Source organism: Halomonas sp. HAL1 (assembly GCF_030544485.1).
GTDB lineage: Bacteria > Pseudomonadota > Gammaproteobacteria > Pseudomonadales > Halomonadaceae > Vreelandella > Vreelandella arctica.
Window position 1 is genome coordinate 18,722 of sequence record NZ_CP130610.1, and the last position, 14,769, is coordinate 33,490.

The window sequence follows — 14,769 nt, forward strand, 5'->3', positions numbered from 1 at the left end:
ACAATGCGAGTAATTTCAGTCTTAGCTAAGATACCCTAGATTAATAGCTGATATTGATGACGAGTTAGTGAATTTCTCAATGGAGCGTTCCAATCTATCCAGGTTAGCTTTCTGCCATTTTCCCGCTGCCCGCAGGCGGCAGCGGTCAAGGTCAATCAACCATGGTGCTCCGCTGGGGTCGACCAGAATATTGCGCGCATTCAGGTCGACATGATCTAGCCCTGCTTGGTGAAAGCGTCGAATCATAACGCCGACGCGGTGTAACAGCGCTTCATCGGCTTGATCGTTGACCAACAGCTCGGCCAGCGCTTTTGCACCTGTAATACGTACGGTGATCAACGCAGCTTCATACGTAAGTCCATAGCGGGTAACGCAGCCTGCTACAGGACGGGGCACCGGCAGGCCCTGCTCGAAAAGCGCGGCCGTTAAACGCAATTCTCGAAATGCCCGGGTTCGCTCAGCGCCGGTCCATAAATAGCGTTTTTCACTGAGCTTGGCTGCCATGCCACCTCGGCGATAGGGCCTTAACACCCACTGTTCGGTCGGTGTTACCTGTAAAAACAGACTGCTGCCCCGGCCTGGGGCTTCACCCACTATTAATCCCTGTTCACGCCAGTATTCGGAAGTGAACAGAGCAGGATCCATTTGGTGTGTTCCCGGCGCGTCACATAAACTGTCTGCATCATGTAAAATCAGTCCATTTTCCTGCCGGAGTGCCGCTAAGCGCATGAAGCCCTCTCTGCCTGTTCAGCCTAACCACATTGCCATTTTGCGCCTTTCCGCCCTAGGAGACGTATGCAATCTCGTCCCCACGGTGCGGGCGTTGCAGCGCCAGTGGCCCGATGCGCGCATTACCTGGATTATCGGCAAGGGGGAGCACAGTCTACTGGCGGGGCTTTCCGGGGTCGAGTTCGTTGTTTACGACAAAGCGACCGGTATTGCCGGAATGCGTGCGCTTTGGCGGCAGCTTGCCGATACGCGCTTCGATGTACTGCTGCATATGCAGCAGGCCATCCGTGCGAGCGTGCTGTCCCTTGGGCTTAAAGCCAAGGTGCGTGTGGGCTATGACAAGGCGCGCGCCAAAGATGCTCAGCACTGGTTCACCCAGCATCAGCTTGCGCCGCACCCTAATGCCCATGTATTGGAGTCATTCATGGACTTCGCCCGGGTGCTGGGGGTAGAGGATGAACGGTTAGAGTGGAATCTGCCGGTCACCGACACCGCGCGCAATGAAGCACAGGTTATCAGTGGTGAGGCGCCTTACCTGGTGATCAACCCTTGCAGCAATGTGCGCCTGCGCAACTTTCGCAACTGGTCAGTGGAGGGCTATGCCAGCGTCATTGAGCATGCCTGGGTGCAGTATGGTCTCAAAAGCGTGCTGACCGGTGGCGGCAGTGCCCTGGAGCGGGAAATCGGCGATCAAATCGAAGCGCTTTGCCAGCCCAGTAGTGTGATTAACGCCATTGGCGGCACCTCCCTGAAAGGGGTGTTGGCCCTGATTGATCACGCTCAAGCGGTGATCGCGCCGGATACCGGGCCTATTCATATGGCCAATGCGATGGGAACTCCAGCACTGGGCCTGTACGCGTCGACCAATCCCCAGCGGGCCGCCCCCTATTTGTGGCGCGACTTTGCGGTTAATGCTTACCCTCAGGCGGTGCGCACCTATCTGCATAAGTCAGTAGACGAAGTGAATTGGGGTCAACGGGTGCGCCACCCAAGCGCCATGATGCTGATAAAAGCCGATGACGTTATCGCTAAACTGGATACACTGCTGGCCCATACTGCTTTGACTGCCAGCGCAGGGAGCACCGATGAAGATTGATTTAACCGCGTTAGAACATGCTCGTGTGCTGGTGGTCGGCGATGTGATGCTGGATCGCTACTGGCATGGCGGTACCTCACGCATATCTCCAGAAGCGCCCGTACCGGTGGTGCGCGTGGAAGATGTTGAAGACCGCCCGGGCGGCGCGGCTAATGTGGCGTTGAACATTACCTCGCTAGGTGGCCACGCAGTATTGGCGGGTGTAGTCGGTGATGATGAAAACGCAAAACTGCTCGAAGCCAGCTTGACCGCTTCCGATGTAAGCACTTACTTCCAGCGCAGCGCTGAAATACCCACAATCACCAAGCTGCGCGTGATGAGTCGCAACCAGCAACTGTTGCGTCTGGATTTCGAGCAGCGCCTGGACAGCGTCGATACCAGTGAACTATTGGCCCAGGTAGAAAAGGTGCTCCCCGACTGCGACGTAGTGATTCTCTCCGACTACGGCAAAGGCACGCTGAACCAAGTAGAGAACCTGATAGCCAATGCAAGGGCCCAGGGCAAGCGGGTTCTGGTCGACCCGAAAGGGCAAGATTTCAGCAAGTACCGCGGGGCGAGTTTAATTACACCCAACCTGACAGAGTTTGAAGCGGTGGTCGGTGCCTGCGCAACCGATGCGGAACTATCCACGAGAGGCGAAGCGCTACGTGCCGAGCTTGAGCTGGAAGCGCTGCTGATTACGCGCAGTGAAAAAGGCATGACCCTGATTCGCGAAGGGCACGCGCCGCTGCACTTGCCGACCCGGGCTCAGGAAGTCTTCGATGTGACGGGGGCAGGGGATACGGTGATTGGCCTGATGGGATTGGCATTGGCGGCAGGGCATGCCTTTCCTGAAGCGATGATGCTGGCCAACCTGGGGGCAGGGCTGGTAGTGGCCAAACCGGGCACAGCAACTCTATCGATCGCCGAGCTCTACACCGCGCTACACGGCGATAAGCTGGCTGAATTTGGAGTGATTGAGCCTGCTGTGCTGATAGAGGCCGTGCGCGCCGCTCAGCTGCGTGGTGAGCAGGTGGTGATGACTAACGGCTGCTTCGATATTCTACACGCGGGCCATGTCGCTTACCTGGAGCAGGCCAAACGCCTGGGTGATCGGTTAATTGTCGCGGTAAACGATGATGCCTCCATCGGCCGCCTGAAGGGGCCCAAGCGTCCGATTAATCCGCTTAACCGGCGCATGCAAGTCTTGGCGGGGTTAGGGGCCGTCGATTGGGTGGTGCCGTTCAGTGACGACACCCCCCAGGCGCTGATCGAAGCGGTGTTGCCGGATATTCTGGTCAAGGGGGGCGATTACAGGCCAGAAGATATCGCCGGGGGGGCGGCGGTTATCGCTAATGGCGGAGAGGTCAAGGTACTGGGCTTTGAAGATGGTGTTTCGACCTCGGCGATGATTAGTTCCATTTTAGACCGCGAGCGCTAATGGCTTTCACCACCTGGCCCCGGATTGCCTACTCAGCGGCCCTGTATGCGCTTTCACCGCTGATTGGTTGGCGCATCTGGCGTGAGCAAGTACCCACTTACTCACGCCTTCAGCGGCTGGGGTTACGCCTGAAGCCCCTTCCTCCAGCGCCACGCGTTTGGCTGCACTGTGCCTCGGTGGGAGAAGTGCGCGCCGCTCGGCCACTGATTGAAGAGCTGTTGGAGCGTTATCCAGCGTATAGCCTGCTGCTCACCACCATGACCGCTACGGGTGCCCAGCAGTCGCAAGCGCTTATTAGCGAGCAGCCCCCAAGCGATCAAGCAAGGCTTACCCATCGCTTCCTACCGTTGGATTTTCCCGGTGCTGCCAGACGCTTTGTGCGCAGCGTTCAGCCCAAACTCGCGATCCTGTTTGAAACCGAGCTGTGGCCTAACCTGATTCACGCCTGTCGCCAGCAGGGAGTGCCTGTGGCAGTAGTGAATGGTCGCTTATCGCCACGCGCCTTTAAGCGCTACCAACGCCTGCGCCCATTGATGACCAGTCTGCTTGCCGAGATTAGCTGGCTCGCCGCAAAATCATCGGCGGATGCCGAACGCTTTAATGTCCTCGGCTGTAGCACAGAAATTACCCGCATCGTTGGCTCGCTGAAATTTGAGCTGGCTAGCCAAGAGAAAGCAATAGAAGATAGTGAGCGTTTACTTCATTCGTGGGGTGAGCGACCTGTCTGGGTGGCGGGCTCGACTCGTGAAGGCGAAGAAGCGCTGCTGCTCAAGGCTCACCGCCAAGTGCTTGCGCGCTACCCCGACGCGCTGCTGGTGCTGGTACCGCGTCATCCTCAGCGCTTTGATGAGGTGGCTAAGCTTTGCAAAACTGAAGGCTGGACATTGAGCCGCCGCAGCCAACAGCAACCCGTGACAGCACAAACCCAGGTTTACCTGGGGGATACGCTTGGTGAGCTGGCCATGCTTTATGCCGCAGGCAGTGTGGCCTTTGTAGGGGGCAGCCTAGTGCCGCTGGGCGGGCATAATGTGCTTGAACCTGCGGCGTTAGGCCGGCCGGTGCTTAGCGGCCCCTCGATTGAGAACTTTGCCGACGTGGCTGAGCCGCTTCAAGCTGCAGGGGCGTTAACGCTGGTCGATAGCCCGGATACGTTAGCAGACGCCTTGGCGGGCTACTTTGCTAACCCTGAGCACGCCCAGCAGGCTGGGCGTGCTGGCTGCGCGGCGATTGAAACACAAAAAGGGGCATTGGCCCGAACGCTGACTGGATTAGAAGTGCTGCTGCCCCGATAACGCACGGCCTTTATTGACGCATTTTGATTAACGCGCCATTCGCTCTACACCATCCGCTGTACCCAGCAGTAGAACATCGGCGCCACGTGCGGCAAACAGACCATTGGTGACCACACCAACGATGGCATTGATACGCGCTTCCATGGCCACCGGGTCTGCGATCATAAATTCATAGCAGTCGATAATCTGGTTGCCGTTGTCGGTCACCACTCCCTGGCGGTAGACCGGTTCTGCTCCTAGTGCGACAAGCTCGCGAGCGACATAGGAGCGTGCCATCGGTATGACTTCTACTGGTAGCGGAAAGCTGCCTAGTTGAGGCACGTACTTTGAGCCATCAGCAATGCAGATAAAACGCTCGGCGCAGGCCGCCACGATTTTTTCGCGAGTGAGCGCTGCGCCACCGCCTTTGATCATATGTAAGTTAGCATTTACTTCGTCTGCACCATCGATATAAAAAGGGACAGTGCCAACGCTGTTGAGCTCAAATACTTCAATGCCCAAGGCTTCAAGGCGCTTGGCGCTCGCTTCTGAACTGGCCACCGCGCCTTTAAAAAGATGCCGCAGCGGCCCAAGGCGATCAATAAACAGATTGGCCGTTGAGCCAGTACCAATACCTAAGATGGTATCCTTTTCCAGCTTAGGTTTAATTTCTGCAATGGCTGCATCCGCCACGGCGGCCTTCAGTTCATCCTGGTTCATAAAGAGTAAGCCTAGTAAGTCAGTCTAGTGTGAGTCAGTAAAGAGTTAATGGCGCTAGTATAGCGACCTAGACGCGACTAGGCGTAATCTGCTACCAATAAAAGCTTTTGTCCGTTCACGTTCTTCCCTTGGGATACCCGCATGCTCGAAGCAACCGTCAAAAAGATCCTCCAGGCCCGCGTTTATGAAGCCGCTTGTGAGACCCCGATTACCCCTGCACCCTTTTTGTCGCGTCGTTTCAACAACCAGATTTTGATTAAGCGCGAAGATTTACAGCCGGTGTTTTCATTCAAGATCCGCGGCGCTTATAACAAAATGGCGCAGCTCACCCAGGCGCAAAAAGATAAAGGCGTGATTGCCGCCTCCGCGGGTAACCATGCCCAAGGGCTGGCTATGGCCGCCAAGCTGATGGGCGTCAAAGCCGTCATTGTGATGCCGCGGATTACCCCGGATATTAAAGTCCAGGCGGTACGCGCCCGGGGTGCCAAGGTCATCCTAAAAGGGGATGCCTTTGCGGCGGCCGCCGAGCATGCGCAAGAACTCATCAAAGAGCACGGCTATACCTATATTCCGCCATTTGACGATATTGACGTGGTGGCTGGTCAAGGCACCATCGGGGTGGAAATCTTGCGCCAGCATGCGGGGCGGCTGGATGCCATCTTCGTACCGGTGGGCGGCGGTGGATTGATTGCGGGGGTGGCGGCTTACGTCAAGTACCTGCGTCCGGATATCAAAGTGATTGGTGTCGAAGCCGAAGACAGCGCCTGCCTTAAAGCTGCATTAGAGGCGGGTGAGCGTGTGATACTCGACCAAGTAGGCGTGTTTGCCGAAGGCGTCGCGGTTGCGCAAATCGGTGAGATACCTTTTTCACTGATCCAAGGCCTGATTGATGGTGTCATTACCGTCAATACCGATGAAATGTGCGCAGCGGTTAAAGATATCTTTGAGGATACCCGAGCGGTGGCGGAAACTTCCGGCGCGCTCTCGCTGGCGGGGCTGAAAAAATATATCCAGCAGACCGGTGCCGAAGGCGAGACGCTGCTGTGTATTAATTCGGGGGCCAATACTAACTTTGATCGTCTTCAGCACATCGCTGAGCGCACAGAGTTGGGTGAGCAGCGCGAAGCAATTTTGGCGGTAACCATCGCCGAGAAGCCCGGCAGCTTTAAAAAGTTTTGCCGTACCCTGGGCAAGCGTATGGTGACTGAGTTCAGCTACCGTTATGCCGATAGCAGCGAAGCGCATATCTATGTCGGTGTTCAGGTCAAACCCGGTGGCGAAGACCGCCAGGCGGTGATTGATAAGCTGCGTGAAGGCGGCTACCAGGTGGAAGACCTTACCGATAACGAGTTGGCGAAGCTGCATATTCGCCACTTGAGCGGCGGTCGACCCAGCGAGCGCTTCGAAGAGGAGGTGTATCGCTTTGAGTTCCCTGAACGCCCAGGCGCATTGATGAACTTTTTGACCCAACTGCCCCACGATTGGAATATTTCGCTGTTTCATTATCGCAACCATGGCGCGGCGTATGGCCGAGTATTGGTGGGCATGCAAGTGCCGAATGGCGACCGAACCCATGTGGCAGAATATCTAGACGCTATCGGTTACCGCTATTGGCGCGAGAGCGACAATCCGGCTTATCGACTGTTCATGGCCTAGTGCTGGCCAGTAATGAGCAATAACGATGTGTGTAAGCGGTTGCTTACCCTAGATGCCAGAGCAGCCAGTAACATAACGTTACTAAAATGTTTGAAATAAGGCTGGAAAACATCATTCAAGCTGTTGTCAGTGGTGCCCATATCGCCCTATAGTCGTGAGCGAAATTAAGCAAGTTTGCCACCCTGTTGGCGACAGTAAAGGGTGGCAGATTTCACACATTCGGTAACGACAAAGGTGTTGGAGAAGCGGCATGCGGCGTAAGAAGCCTGATATGGTAATGGCGTTGATGGTGGTGTTTGCATTAGGGGTGCTCGCGACCGGTTATGCACAGGCGTTGTCAGGTAGTTAATCCCTGACAACTGCGGCAGCTCCACTGTTAATCCGGGTAACAGATATCAGATGAGAAAGGCTGATCCTTGATGGGGTCAGCCTTTTTTGTGGGCGGCTTATTGGCGGCGGACGCCGCCTTGATCGCTGACCACGGCTTGTAAAGGCACGTCCCATGGCTCTACAGGCAGAGATGCCACCTGCTGGCAGGCATGGGCGACGCCGATCAGGGTAGGCGACGGCCCAGGGCGATGCATGAACGCCAAGCTACGGTCGTAAAATCCGCCCCCCATGCCCATACGGTTAGCATTACCATCAAAGCCAACCAGCGGCACAATCAGCGTATCTAGCGCCCAGGCCGGTAGCCGGTTGCGCTGCTGAGCGCTAAAGCGTAAATCGGGTTCCCAAATACCAAAGCGGTTTTTTACCATTGGGGTATTGGGCCGGTAGGCGACGAACCAGAGGGTATTCTTGCTGAAAGGACGTAAAACAGGTAAATAAACCTCGACGTTACGTTTGCGCAGCCAGGGAAGCAGCGGCATCGGGTCAATTTCACCGTTGACGGGCAGGTACAGGCTTATACGCCGTGCGCGGCGGATTTCAGGTAGGGTTTTCAGGTGCTGACACAAGCGTTGGGCCGCAAGGCGCTGCTCATGCTGAGAAAGGGCTTTGCGTTGGCGACGTAAAAAGCGGCGAAGTGCGCGCTTATCCTCGTCGTGATGGAGGCTTTCCATGCATAGGTTCTCTCTTGCAGGGGTGTTCTCCAGAGTGCCGCTGTCGTTCTGGCCCTGAACCTACTGGTTCAGGTGGGTGGCCGCAGCCAAACCGTCAGGCTTTCCGACGCACGGACATGCACACGGGTCTGGCTAGCATTTGGCCCCCTGGGTATTACGCATAGGCTCGAGGGACTATAACGACTGGCGCACACCCCAGAGAACCCCGCCATCCTAACAGAGCGATGGCTAATGCCAAAGGGCTGGGTTAAACGTTCGCCGAGTTTTTAGGCGGTTTGCAGCGCTTTTAAACAATGCCCAGGGTACACAATGTCTGAGGTAAACAATGCCTAGGGTTGACGTGAGGGTTGGCGTGTTTTGGCCAATGCCCGTTCAAGGCGATCATTTAACCGATTCAGGTTCGCCTCACCGGCGCGGTGCTCATCCATGGCTTCAAGCAGTTCATGGGTGATATTGAGGGCCGCCATGATAGCAATTCGCTCACTACCCAGTACGCTGCTTTGGGCATTGATACCCTGCATGGCGCGATCAAGATAGCGCGCGGCGCGGTCAAGTTTGGCTTCTTCGCCCGTGTCGCAGGCAATGATATAGCCGCGCCCTAACAGGGTTATTTCTTTGGTTGGCCGCTTGGCATTACTCATCAAAGACTCCAGCACGGGCCAGCAGGGGGCCCAATGCGTTAACATCACAGCATAGGAAGATAGGTGCCAGGTGCCACTCACTATAAGAGAGGCGCTTGTGCGCGGTCAACGCGCAAGCCCTATCACCCATACTTCCAGTGCCACGAATAAATACGAGGTTATCAAATACTATGTCATTGATTGATGAGCGTCAGGACTTTTCTGACGTCGCCGATGTTTTTCTACTGCATGGCAGCATGCAATCTCCGGCTTTCTTGGATGGCCGTTTGTGTGCGCTGCTGGCGCTGCGCGATGTGAGTGCCGAGGACTGGTTGGACGAAGTCTGCCAGAGCTTAGGTGTTGAACAGCCACGCGACCAGCCAAGTGCCGAGCGGCTATTAGGCTGGCGGCGGCAAACCGTAGAGGCGCTCAGCGCCAGCGACCTGGACTATACGCCGCTGCTGCCCGATGAGCTGTTCTCACTGGCCGAGCAGGCGCAGGGCCTGAAGGAGTGGACGCTAGGCTTTATCGAGGTGGTCGACGAGGTAGCTGACACTGAATTGCGTGAGCGTTGGTCACAGGCGCTACGCGAGGCACTGAGTGACCTGGAAGGGTTAGGCCGCATCGATACCGATATTGATGACAGCCCCGAGAACGAAAATGATCTGTTTGCGCTGACTGAGCATGCCCGTATGGCCGCCATGCTGCTGTATACCGAGCAGCACCCAGGTATGCCGCAAGTAGAGCAAACCGACGCCCCCGTTCATTAATCACTTAGCCAGGAGCCTCCATGTTGCCCGAGATGTTACCTCGCCCCCCCGCCATTAGCGTAGCGGAGTATCGCCAGCGCCGTGATGCCTTGATGGCGCAGCTACCGGATAACGCCGCGGTAGTGCTTCCCGGCGCTGGGCTGATGACCCGCTCACGGGACAGTGAATTCGCCTTCCGTCAGAACAGTGATTTTTACTACCTGACCGGCATTCGCGAACCGGACGCGCTGCTGGTGCTGCTGCCGGGGCGAGCAGAAGGCGAAAGCGTGGTGTTCTGCCAGGACCGAGACCCCACCATGGAAGCGTGGACAGGGCGTCGGCTTGGAGCTGCTGGTGTGGTGGCCGAGCATGAGATTGACCAGGCATTCGAAAATGCGGATCGCGACGAGCAGTTGGTTGAGCTGCTGACGGGGCGCGAATTGCTCTATCTGCCGTTGGATAGTGGCGAGGCAGTCGCCGTGGCTGAAGAGGCCCTGCACAGTGCTCAGGCAGGGCTTAGGCGCGGGCGGCCGGCATTGAAGGGCTGGTTGGACATTAGTCCGTTGATCCACGCCATGCGGCTGATCAAGAGTGATGCCGAGATTGACTTGCTCAGGCATGCGGCGGTGATATCCGCACGGGCTCATCGGCGTGCCATGCAGGTATGTCGCCCTGGGCTCAGTGAGTTTCAGCTCCAGGCCGAATTAGAGCATGAGTTTGTCTGGCAGGGCGCCAGTGGCCCGGCTTACAGCACGATTGTCGGCAGCGGTGCCAACGCCTGTGTCCTGCACTATATTGAAAACAGCGCACCGCTGTGTGAAGACGGTCTGGTATTGATCGATGCGGGCGCCGAATTTGAACTGTACGCTGGCGATATCACCCGTACGTTTCCGGTCACAGGGCGGTTCAGCGCTGCGCAGCGGTCGCTGTATCAGGTTGTACTCGACGCCCAGGAGCGCGCCATTAGCGCTGTCCAGCCTGGTGCCACACTGGCGGATATTCATCAGGGCGTGGTGCATGACTTAACCGCTGGCCTGATTGAGCTTGGCTTGCTGGAAGGTGACGTTCAGGCGCGCATTGACGACGAGAGTTATCGACGCTTCTATCTGCACTCGACGTCACACTGGTTGGGGCTGGACGTACACGATGTCGGTACCTATCGGCTGGACGAGCAAACGCCGCGCCCTCTTGCCCCTGGCATGGTGCTCACCGTAGAGCCCGGCCTCTATATTCCCAGCGATGACGATATTCCTGATGCCTATCACGGTATTGGTATTCGTATTGAAGACAATGTGGTCGTGACGAAGGATGGGCATGCTGTGCTGACGGCGGACGTGCCCAAGCAGGTGGCTGATATTGAGGCCTTGATGGCTAAAAAATAACCAGTTTTTAGAGCATTAATTTGACGTTATGTAAATTACGTTACGAATTATTAGTTGCCTCTAAAGTGCGGCGGTATGGCGAGGGAGAAGCCGATGCAACGGGCTAAACAGACGACTGATCATGAAACTGCTCAAGCGCTGACCCATGACATTGTGATTGTGGGCGGTGGATTGGTGGGGGCGAGCCTGGGCTGTGCTCTTGCGCCGCTGATTGAGCGCTACGGCTGGCGGGTGGCCGTGATTGAAGCGGCACCGTTAACGGCGCAGTCACTGGAAAGCGCCTGGCAACCCAGCTTTGATGCCCGGGCCAGCGCGATCGCCGAAGGCTCTGCCCAGCGCTTCGAGCAGTTGGGTGTGTGGGAAGCGATGCGTCATGAGGCGACACCGATCAAGCGTATTCATATCAGTGAGCGTGGCCGCCTGGGGGCGACACGGCTGAGTGCTGACGAGCTGGGCGTCGCGGCGCTGGGCCACGTGATTCCCAACGCCTGGATGGGGCGTGTACTGCATCGGCGTCTAGCCGAGCTGCCGCTGGAGTGGCACTGCCCTGCGAAGGTGGAGCAGCTGACCCCCGTAGCGGGCGGGCATCATCTCAAGCTCTCGGATGGTAGCCAGCTTACTGCTGGCTTGACGGTATTGGCGGATGGGGGGCGGTCTGGGCTTAAAGAGCAATTGGGTATTGGCAGTCGCCGAGAACCTTACCAGCAGACAGCTTTGATCGCGCATGTGGGCGTTAGCCAGCCTCATGAGGGGGTCGCTTACGAACGCTTTACCGCCCAAGGGCCAATGGCCCTGCTGCCACTGCCGGGTCAAGCCATGGAGTTGATATGGACGCATCCTAGCGGTAGCGAGAAAGCGCGTATGGCACTGCCGGAGCGTGAATTTCTGCTTCAGTTGCAGCAGGCGTTTGGTGATCGAGTGGGCCGGTTTACGCAGCTGGGTGCCCGACATGCTTATCCGCTCTCACTGGTAACCGCCGAGGAACCGGTACGGCCGGGGCTGGCGGTATTGGGCAATGCCGCCCACGCCCTTCATCCGGTTGCTGGGCAAGGGTTTAACCTGGCGCTGCGCGGGGTGATGGATCTGGTCGATGCCTTGGAGCAGGGGGAACTGGCGAAGCGACCGCTGGGGGATATGGTCACACTGCAGACCTTCGAGAAGCAGCGTTCACGGGATCGCGCCAACGTGATTCGCTTTAGCGACGGCCTGGTCAGGCTGTTCGGGCTCTCCTTTCCGCTGTTGCCCCATGCCCGTGCGGCGGGCTTGATTGGCCTGAACCTGGTGGGGCCGTTAAGGCGAGGACTGGCCAGACGTGCCATGGGCCTGGAACGCTAGGCTATCTACAATCAATAGCTGCGCTCGCTGGCGCTAGTTAAAAAGGATTTCTATGCAGACTGACTCCTCTACTGCAAAGCCGCCGGTTGAGCGCTTTGAGGCCATCATTGTCGGCGGCGGCATGGTTGGTACCGCGCTCTGTGCGTTGTTGGCACAAGCGGGGATGAAAGTCGCGTTGGTCGAGGCAAGGCCAGCGCCATTAGGTCTTGATAAGGCCACTGGCCCGCTACCTGCTCCGCGCGTTAGCGCATTAACGCCGGTTTCCCAGCGCTTGCTGGCGCATGTGGGCGCTTGGCCCGCCATGCAGGCAACCCGGGTAACGCCCTACCGCGGCATGCAGGTGTGGGATGCCGAAGGCAGTGGCGAAATCGCTTTTTCCGCTGATGAGGCGGGCGTGGCGGTGCTTGGTCATATCGTTGAGAACACGGTCACGCTGGCCGCACTCAATCGTCAAGTGCTAGACCACCCCAACGTCACGACGTTTTTTGGTGCTAGCCCGCAAGCGCTGCAGCGTGCCAATAGCCATGCTGCCAATGGCAATCGTGCTAGCGGGGACTGGCTCATACTTGACGATGGGCGCCAGCTACACGCGCCGTTAATCGTTGCCGCCGATGGCGCCCACTCGATGCTGCGTGAGATGGCGGGTATTGAGGTAGCCAGCGACGATATGCAACAGCACGCTGTCGTGACCACGGTGCAGTGCGCCAAGCCTCATGGTGGCAAGGCGCGGCAAGCGTTTATCGATGGCCGACCGCTGGCATTTCTGCCTTTAACCGTGGAAGGCAATGAGCATTTCTGCTCTATCGTCTGGTCAACCACCCCAGAGCACGCCGATGAGTTAAGCGCGCTGTCTCGTGACGCACTGGGGGAGGCGCTTGGGGAAGCGTTTGGTCATCGCCTAGGAGGCGTTACTGCCTGCGACAAGGCCCACCGTTTTCCGTTAGTGCAGCGCCATGCCCGCCACTATGTGCAGCCGCATTTCGCGCTGGTGGGGGATGCGGCCCACAGTATTCATCCGTTGGCGGGCCAGGGGGTCAATCTGGGGCTGATGGATGCGGCGGTGCTGGCCGAAGAGGTGGTACACGCCTGGCAGCGTGGCGCTCCTTGGGGAGAAATGAATACGCTAAGGCGCTATGAGCGGCGTCGGCGCTTTGATAATAGCGCCATGCTGGGGTTGATGAAGGGCTTTAAAGTACTGTTTGGCAGTCACGATCCGGCGTTGACGATGATGCGCAACCTGGGCATGAGCGGCATGAACCAGTTGGTGCCACTGAAGCGAGTGTTGATGCGGCAGGCGACTGGGGAACGCGGCCGCCTGCCGCTCACGTGCCGTTAAATTAGGCTGTCGTTAACGCCGCTGGCGATCCACCACATTAAGTGCCTTGAGTAGGTTGAGTGCTTCGCTGAGCTGGTAATCATCAAGTAGCCGCTCGGCCATCTCCTGTCGATCACGGGGCGCCTGCTGGGCGCTTAGGTGGCCTTCAAGGTCGGCTTCGCGAATTTCACGACGGCTCTCGGCCACTTCCAGACGGCCGCGGACCACCTCTACATCGGGTTCAATACCCTGGGCCTGGATAGAGCGCCCGTTGGGAGTGTAGTAGAGCGCCGTCGTCAGTTTCAGGCCTTCGCCATTGCCCAGTGGCATGATCTGCTGCACCGACCCCTTGCCAAAACTGTCGGTGCCCATGATGACGCCGCGCCGTTGATCCTGCAGCGCACCGGCGACGATTTCTGCCGCTGACGCACTACCGCCGTTGATCAGCACCACCAGCGGAACATCACTAGCCGGCGTGGCGGGGGAGGCAGAGAACGACATTTCGGTATCCGAGAGGCGACCCTCGGTATAGACGATCAGTCCTTCGTCCAGGAACAGGTCGGTAATGCCGACGGCGGCCTGCAGCACACCGCCGGGGTTATTTCGTAAATCGAGTATTAACCCTTCCAGTGGCTGATCCTGTGCCATGCGTTCAAGCGCGTCGCGGGCCTGATCAGGCGTGCGCGATTGGAATTGGCTGATGCGTAGGTAACCGTAACCCGGTTCAAGCAGCTCGTGCTTAACGCTCTCACTGCGAATAATTTCGCGGGTTAGGGTGAACTCGCGCGGCGTGTCTTCCCCTGAACGCAGCACGCTAATGCGAATCTCGGTATTGGGCTCGCCGCGCATCAGGGTTACCGCTTCCTGCAGCGACATGCTGTCGGTAGGCGTACCGTCGATGGCCACGATAATGTCGCGGGACTGTAAACCGGCGCGGGAGGCCGGGGTGTCATCGATAGGCGTAATGACCATCAATTGGCCGTTCTCGGTGCCCACTTCGATACCAATGCCGCCAAATTCGCCCTGGGTCGACTCTCGCAGGCTTTGGTACTCCTCCTCGTCCAGGTAGGCGGAGTGGGGGTCAAGCTCGCTCAGCATGCCGCGCATGGCATTGCGCAGCAGCGTGCGATCATCGACCTCTTCAACGTAGGCACGCTTGATGCGTTCAAACACCTCGGCGAAGGTCTGGATATCTTCAAGGGGGAGTTCGTTAGAGACAGGCTCATCCACCACGCTGCTACTGGCTGGTTGAGCAAGTAACGGTAGCGGGGCCGACAGTAAAACAATCGGGAGCAGGGTAGCCAAGAAGCGCTTGGCGGGGGCTGATACCCCGGTAACTGATAGCGTCATGCAGACTCCGCAGGGCGATAGGTGGCGCCAATGCGCGCCACCCTGTCATTGAAAATGTTGAGTAG

The 14,769-nt window shown here is 57.7% G+C and carries 13 protein-coding genes and 1 other RNA gene; 8 read left to right on the forward strand and 6 right to left on the reverse strand.

Annotation, left to right across the window (positions count from 1 at the left end; genetic code table 11):
* Window positions 1-21: 21 nt before the first annotated feature.
* Window positions 22-729, reverse strand: a complete 708-nt coding sequence (locus tag Q3Y66_RS00080) for a 3-deoxy-D-manno-octulosonic acid kinase (protein ID WP_008959121.1) — start codon at window positions 727-729, stop codon at window positions 22-24.
* On the opposite strand from Q3Y66_RS00080, the gene Q3Y66_RS00085 reads away from it, so the two are divergent.
* From Q3Y66_RS00085 to waaA, 3 genes are read left to right on the forward strand one after another with little or no spacing between them, the layout of a single operon-like run.
* A complete protein-coding gene (locus Q3Y66_RS00085) occupies window positions 728-1,825 on the forward strand; it encodes a glycosyltransferase family 9 protein (protein WP_008959122.1) in 1,098 nt (365 codons plus the stop codon). The two genes, Q3Y66_RS00080 and Q3Y66_RS00085, sit on opposite strands and share 2 nt — an antisense overlap.
* Complete coding sequence (gene hldE / locus Q3Y66_RS00090) at window positions 1,815-3,245, forward strand: bifunctional D-glycero-beta-D-manno-heptose-7-phosphate kinase/D-glycero-beta-D-manno-heptose 1-phosphate adenylyltransferase HldE (RefSeq protein ID WP_008959123.1); 1,431 nt, start codon at window positions 1,815-1,817, stop codon at window positions 3,243-3,245. The genes Q3Y66_RS00085 and hldE overlap by 11 nt, the downstream gene beginning before the upstream one ends.
* On the forward strand, window positions 3,245-4,537 hold the full coding sequence (waaA, locus tag Q3Y66_RS00095) for a lipid IV(A) 3-deoxy-D-manno-octulosonic acid transferase (RefSeq protein WP_008959124.1): 1,293 nt from the start codon (window positions 3,245-3,247) through the stop codon (window positions 4,535-4,537). The genes hldE and waaA overlap by 1 nt, the downstream gene beginning before the upstream one ends.
* A gap of 27 nt (window positions 4,538-4,564) precedes the next feature.
* Here the strand turns inward: waaA and rpiA are convergent, their stop codons facing one another.
* A complete protein-coding gene (rpiA, locus tag Q3Y66_RS00100) occupies window positions 4,565-5,236 on the reverse strand; it encodes a ribose-5-phosphate isomerase RpiA (protein ID WP_008959125.1) in 672 nt (223 codons plus the stop codon).
* 141 nt (window positions 5,237-5,377) lie between these two features.
* Between rpiA and ilvA the strand changes: the two genes are divergently transcribed.
* The gene (ilvA, locus tag Q3Y66_RS00105; RefSeq protein WP_008959126.1) at window positions 5,378-6,892 is read left to right on the forward strand and encodes a threonine ammonia-lyase, biosynthetic; all 1,515 of its coding nucleotides are present in this window, start codon (window positions 5,378-5,380) and stop codon (window positions 6,890-6,892) included.
* A gap of 446 nt (window positions 6,893-7,338) precedes the next feature.
* On the opposite strand, the gene Q3Y66_RS00110 is transcribed toward ilvA, so the two are convergent.
* The 3 genes from Q3Y66_RS00110 to Q3Y66_RS00120 form a co-directional block, all read right to left on the reverse strand.
* The gene (locus tag Q3Y66_RS00110) at window positions 7,339-7,953 is read right to left on the reverse strand and encodes a 5-formyltetrahydrofolate cyclo-ligase (protein WP_008959128.1); all 615 of its coding nucleotides are present in this window, start codon (window positions 7,951-7,953) and stop codon (window positions 7,339-7,341) included.
* A gap of 22 nt (window positions 7,954-7,975) precedes the next feature.
* A non-coding RNA gene (gene ssrS / locus Q3Y66_RS00115) (6S RNA) lies at window positions 7,976-8,158 on the reverse strand.
* Window positions 8,159-8,282: 124 nt separating this feature from the next.
* A complete protein-coding gene (locus tag Q3Y66_RS00120; RefSeq protein ID WP_008959129.1) occupies window positions 8,283-8,594 on the reverse strand; it encodes a cell division protein ZapA in 312 nt (103 codons plus the stop codon).
* 170 nt (window positions 8,595-8,764) lie between these two features.
* Here Q3Y66_RS00120 and Q3Y66_RS00125 point away from each other — a divergent pair, with 170 nt between their 5' ends.
* From Q3Y66_RS00125 to Q3Y66_RS00140, 4 genes are all read left to right on the forward strand, one after another.
* Window positions 8,765-9,343: a UPF0149 family protein gene (locus tag Q3Y66_RS00125; RefSeq protein WP_008959130.1), complete on the forward strand. Its 579-nt coding sequence runs from the start codon at window positions 8,765-8,767 to the stop codon at window positions 9,341-9,343.
* Window positions 9,344-9,363: 20 nt separating this feature from the next.
* Window positions 9,364-10,704, forward strand: a complete 1,341-nt coding sequence (gene pepP, locus Q3Y66_RS00130; protein WP_008959131.1) for a Xaa-Pro aminopeptidase — start codon at window positions 9,364-9,366, stop codon at window positions 10,702-10,704.
* 93 nt (window positions 10,705-10,797) lie between these two features.
* Window positions 10,798-12,039 carry a 2-octaprenyl-6-methoxyphenyl hydroxylase gene (gene ubiH, locus Q3Y66_RS00135; RefSeq protein ID WP_008959132.1) on the forward strand — a complete coding sequence of 414 codons (1,242 nt, stop codon included), beginning with the start codon at window positions 10,798-10,800 and terminating at the stop codon, window positions 12,037-12,039.
* 52 nt (window positions 12,040-12,091) lie between these two features.
* On the forward strand, window positions 12,092-13,375 hold the full coding sequence (locus tag Q3Y66_RS00140) for a UbiH/UbiF/VisC/COQ6 family ubiquinone biosynthesis hydroxylase (protein ID WP_008959133.1): 1,284 nt from the start codon (window positions 12,092-12,094) through the stop codon (window positions 13,373-13,375).
* A gap of 12 nt (window positions 13,376-13,387) precedes the next feature.
* Here Q3Y66_RS00140 and Q3Y66_RS00145 read toward each other — a convergent pair whose 3' ends face one another.
* A complete protein-coding gene (locus tag Q3Y66_RS00145) occupies window positions 13,388-14,704 on the reverse strand; it encodes a S41 family peptidase (RefSeq protein WP_008959134.1) in 1,317 nt (438 codons plus the stop codon).
* Between the last annotated feature and the right edge of the window lie 65 nt (window positions 14,705-14,769).

What these genes read in the sequence shown, in the direction of transcription:
- hldE (WP_008959123.1), top strand. Translation starts at nt 1,815, where the DNA reads ATGAAGATTGATTTAACCGCGTTAGAACATGCTCGTGTGCTGGTGGTC.
- Q3Y66_RS00080 (WP_008959121.1), bottom strand. Translation starts at nt 729, where the DNA reads ATGCGCTTAGCGGCACTCCGGCAGGAAAATGGACTGATTTTACATGAT.
- pepP (WP_008959131.1), top strand. Translation starts at nt 9,364, where the DNA reads ATGTTGCCCGAGATGTTACCTCGCCCCCCCGCCATTAGCGTAGCGGAG.
- ubiH (WP_008959132.1), top strand. Translation starts at nt 10,798, where the DNA reads ATGCAACGGGCTAAACAGACGACTGATCATGAAACTGCTCAAGCGCTG.
- Q3Y66_RS00085 (WP_008959122.1), top strand. Translation starts at nt 728, where the DNA reads ATGAAGCCCTCTCTGCCTGTTCAGCCTAACCACATTGCCATTTTGCGC.
- rpiA (WP_008959125.1), bottom strand. Translation starts at nt 5,236, where the DNA reads ATGAACCAGGATGAACTGAAGGCCGCCGTGGCGGATGCAGCCATTGCA.
- Q3Y66_RS00125 (WP_008959130.1), top strand. Translation starts at nt 8,765, where the DNA reads ATGTCATTGATTGATGAGCGTCAGGACTTTTCTGACGTCGCCGATGTT.
- Q3Y66_RS00120 (WP_008959129.1), bottom strand. Translation starts at nt 8,594, where the DNA reads ATGAGTAATGCCAAGCGGCCAACCAAAGAAATAACCCTGTTAGGGCGC.
- ilvA (WP_008959126.1), top strand. Translation starts at nt 5,378, where the DNA reads ATGCTCGAAGCAACCGTCAAAAAGATCCTCCAGGCCCGCGTTTATGAA.
- Q3Y66_RS00145 (WP_008959134.1), bottom strand. Translation starts at nt 14,704, where the DNA reads ATGACGCTATCAGTTACCGGGGTATCAGCCCCCGCCAAGCGCTTCTTG.
- Q3Y66_RS00110 (WP_008959128.1), bottom strand. Translation starts at nt 7,953, where the DNA reads ATGGAAAGCCTCCATCACGACGAGGATAAGCGCGCACTTCGCCGCTTT.
- waaA (WP_008959124.1), top strand. Translation starts at nt 3,245, where the DNA reads ATGGCTTTCACCACCTGGCCCCGGATTGCCTACTCAGCGGCCCTGTAT.
- Q3Y66_RS00140 (WP_008959133.1), top strand. Translation starts at nt 12,092, where the DNA reads ATGCAGACTGACTCCTCTACTGCAAAGCCGCCGGTTGAGCGCTTTGAG.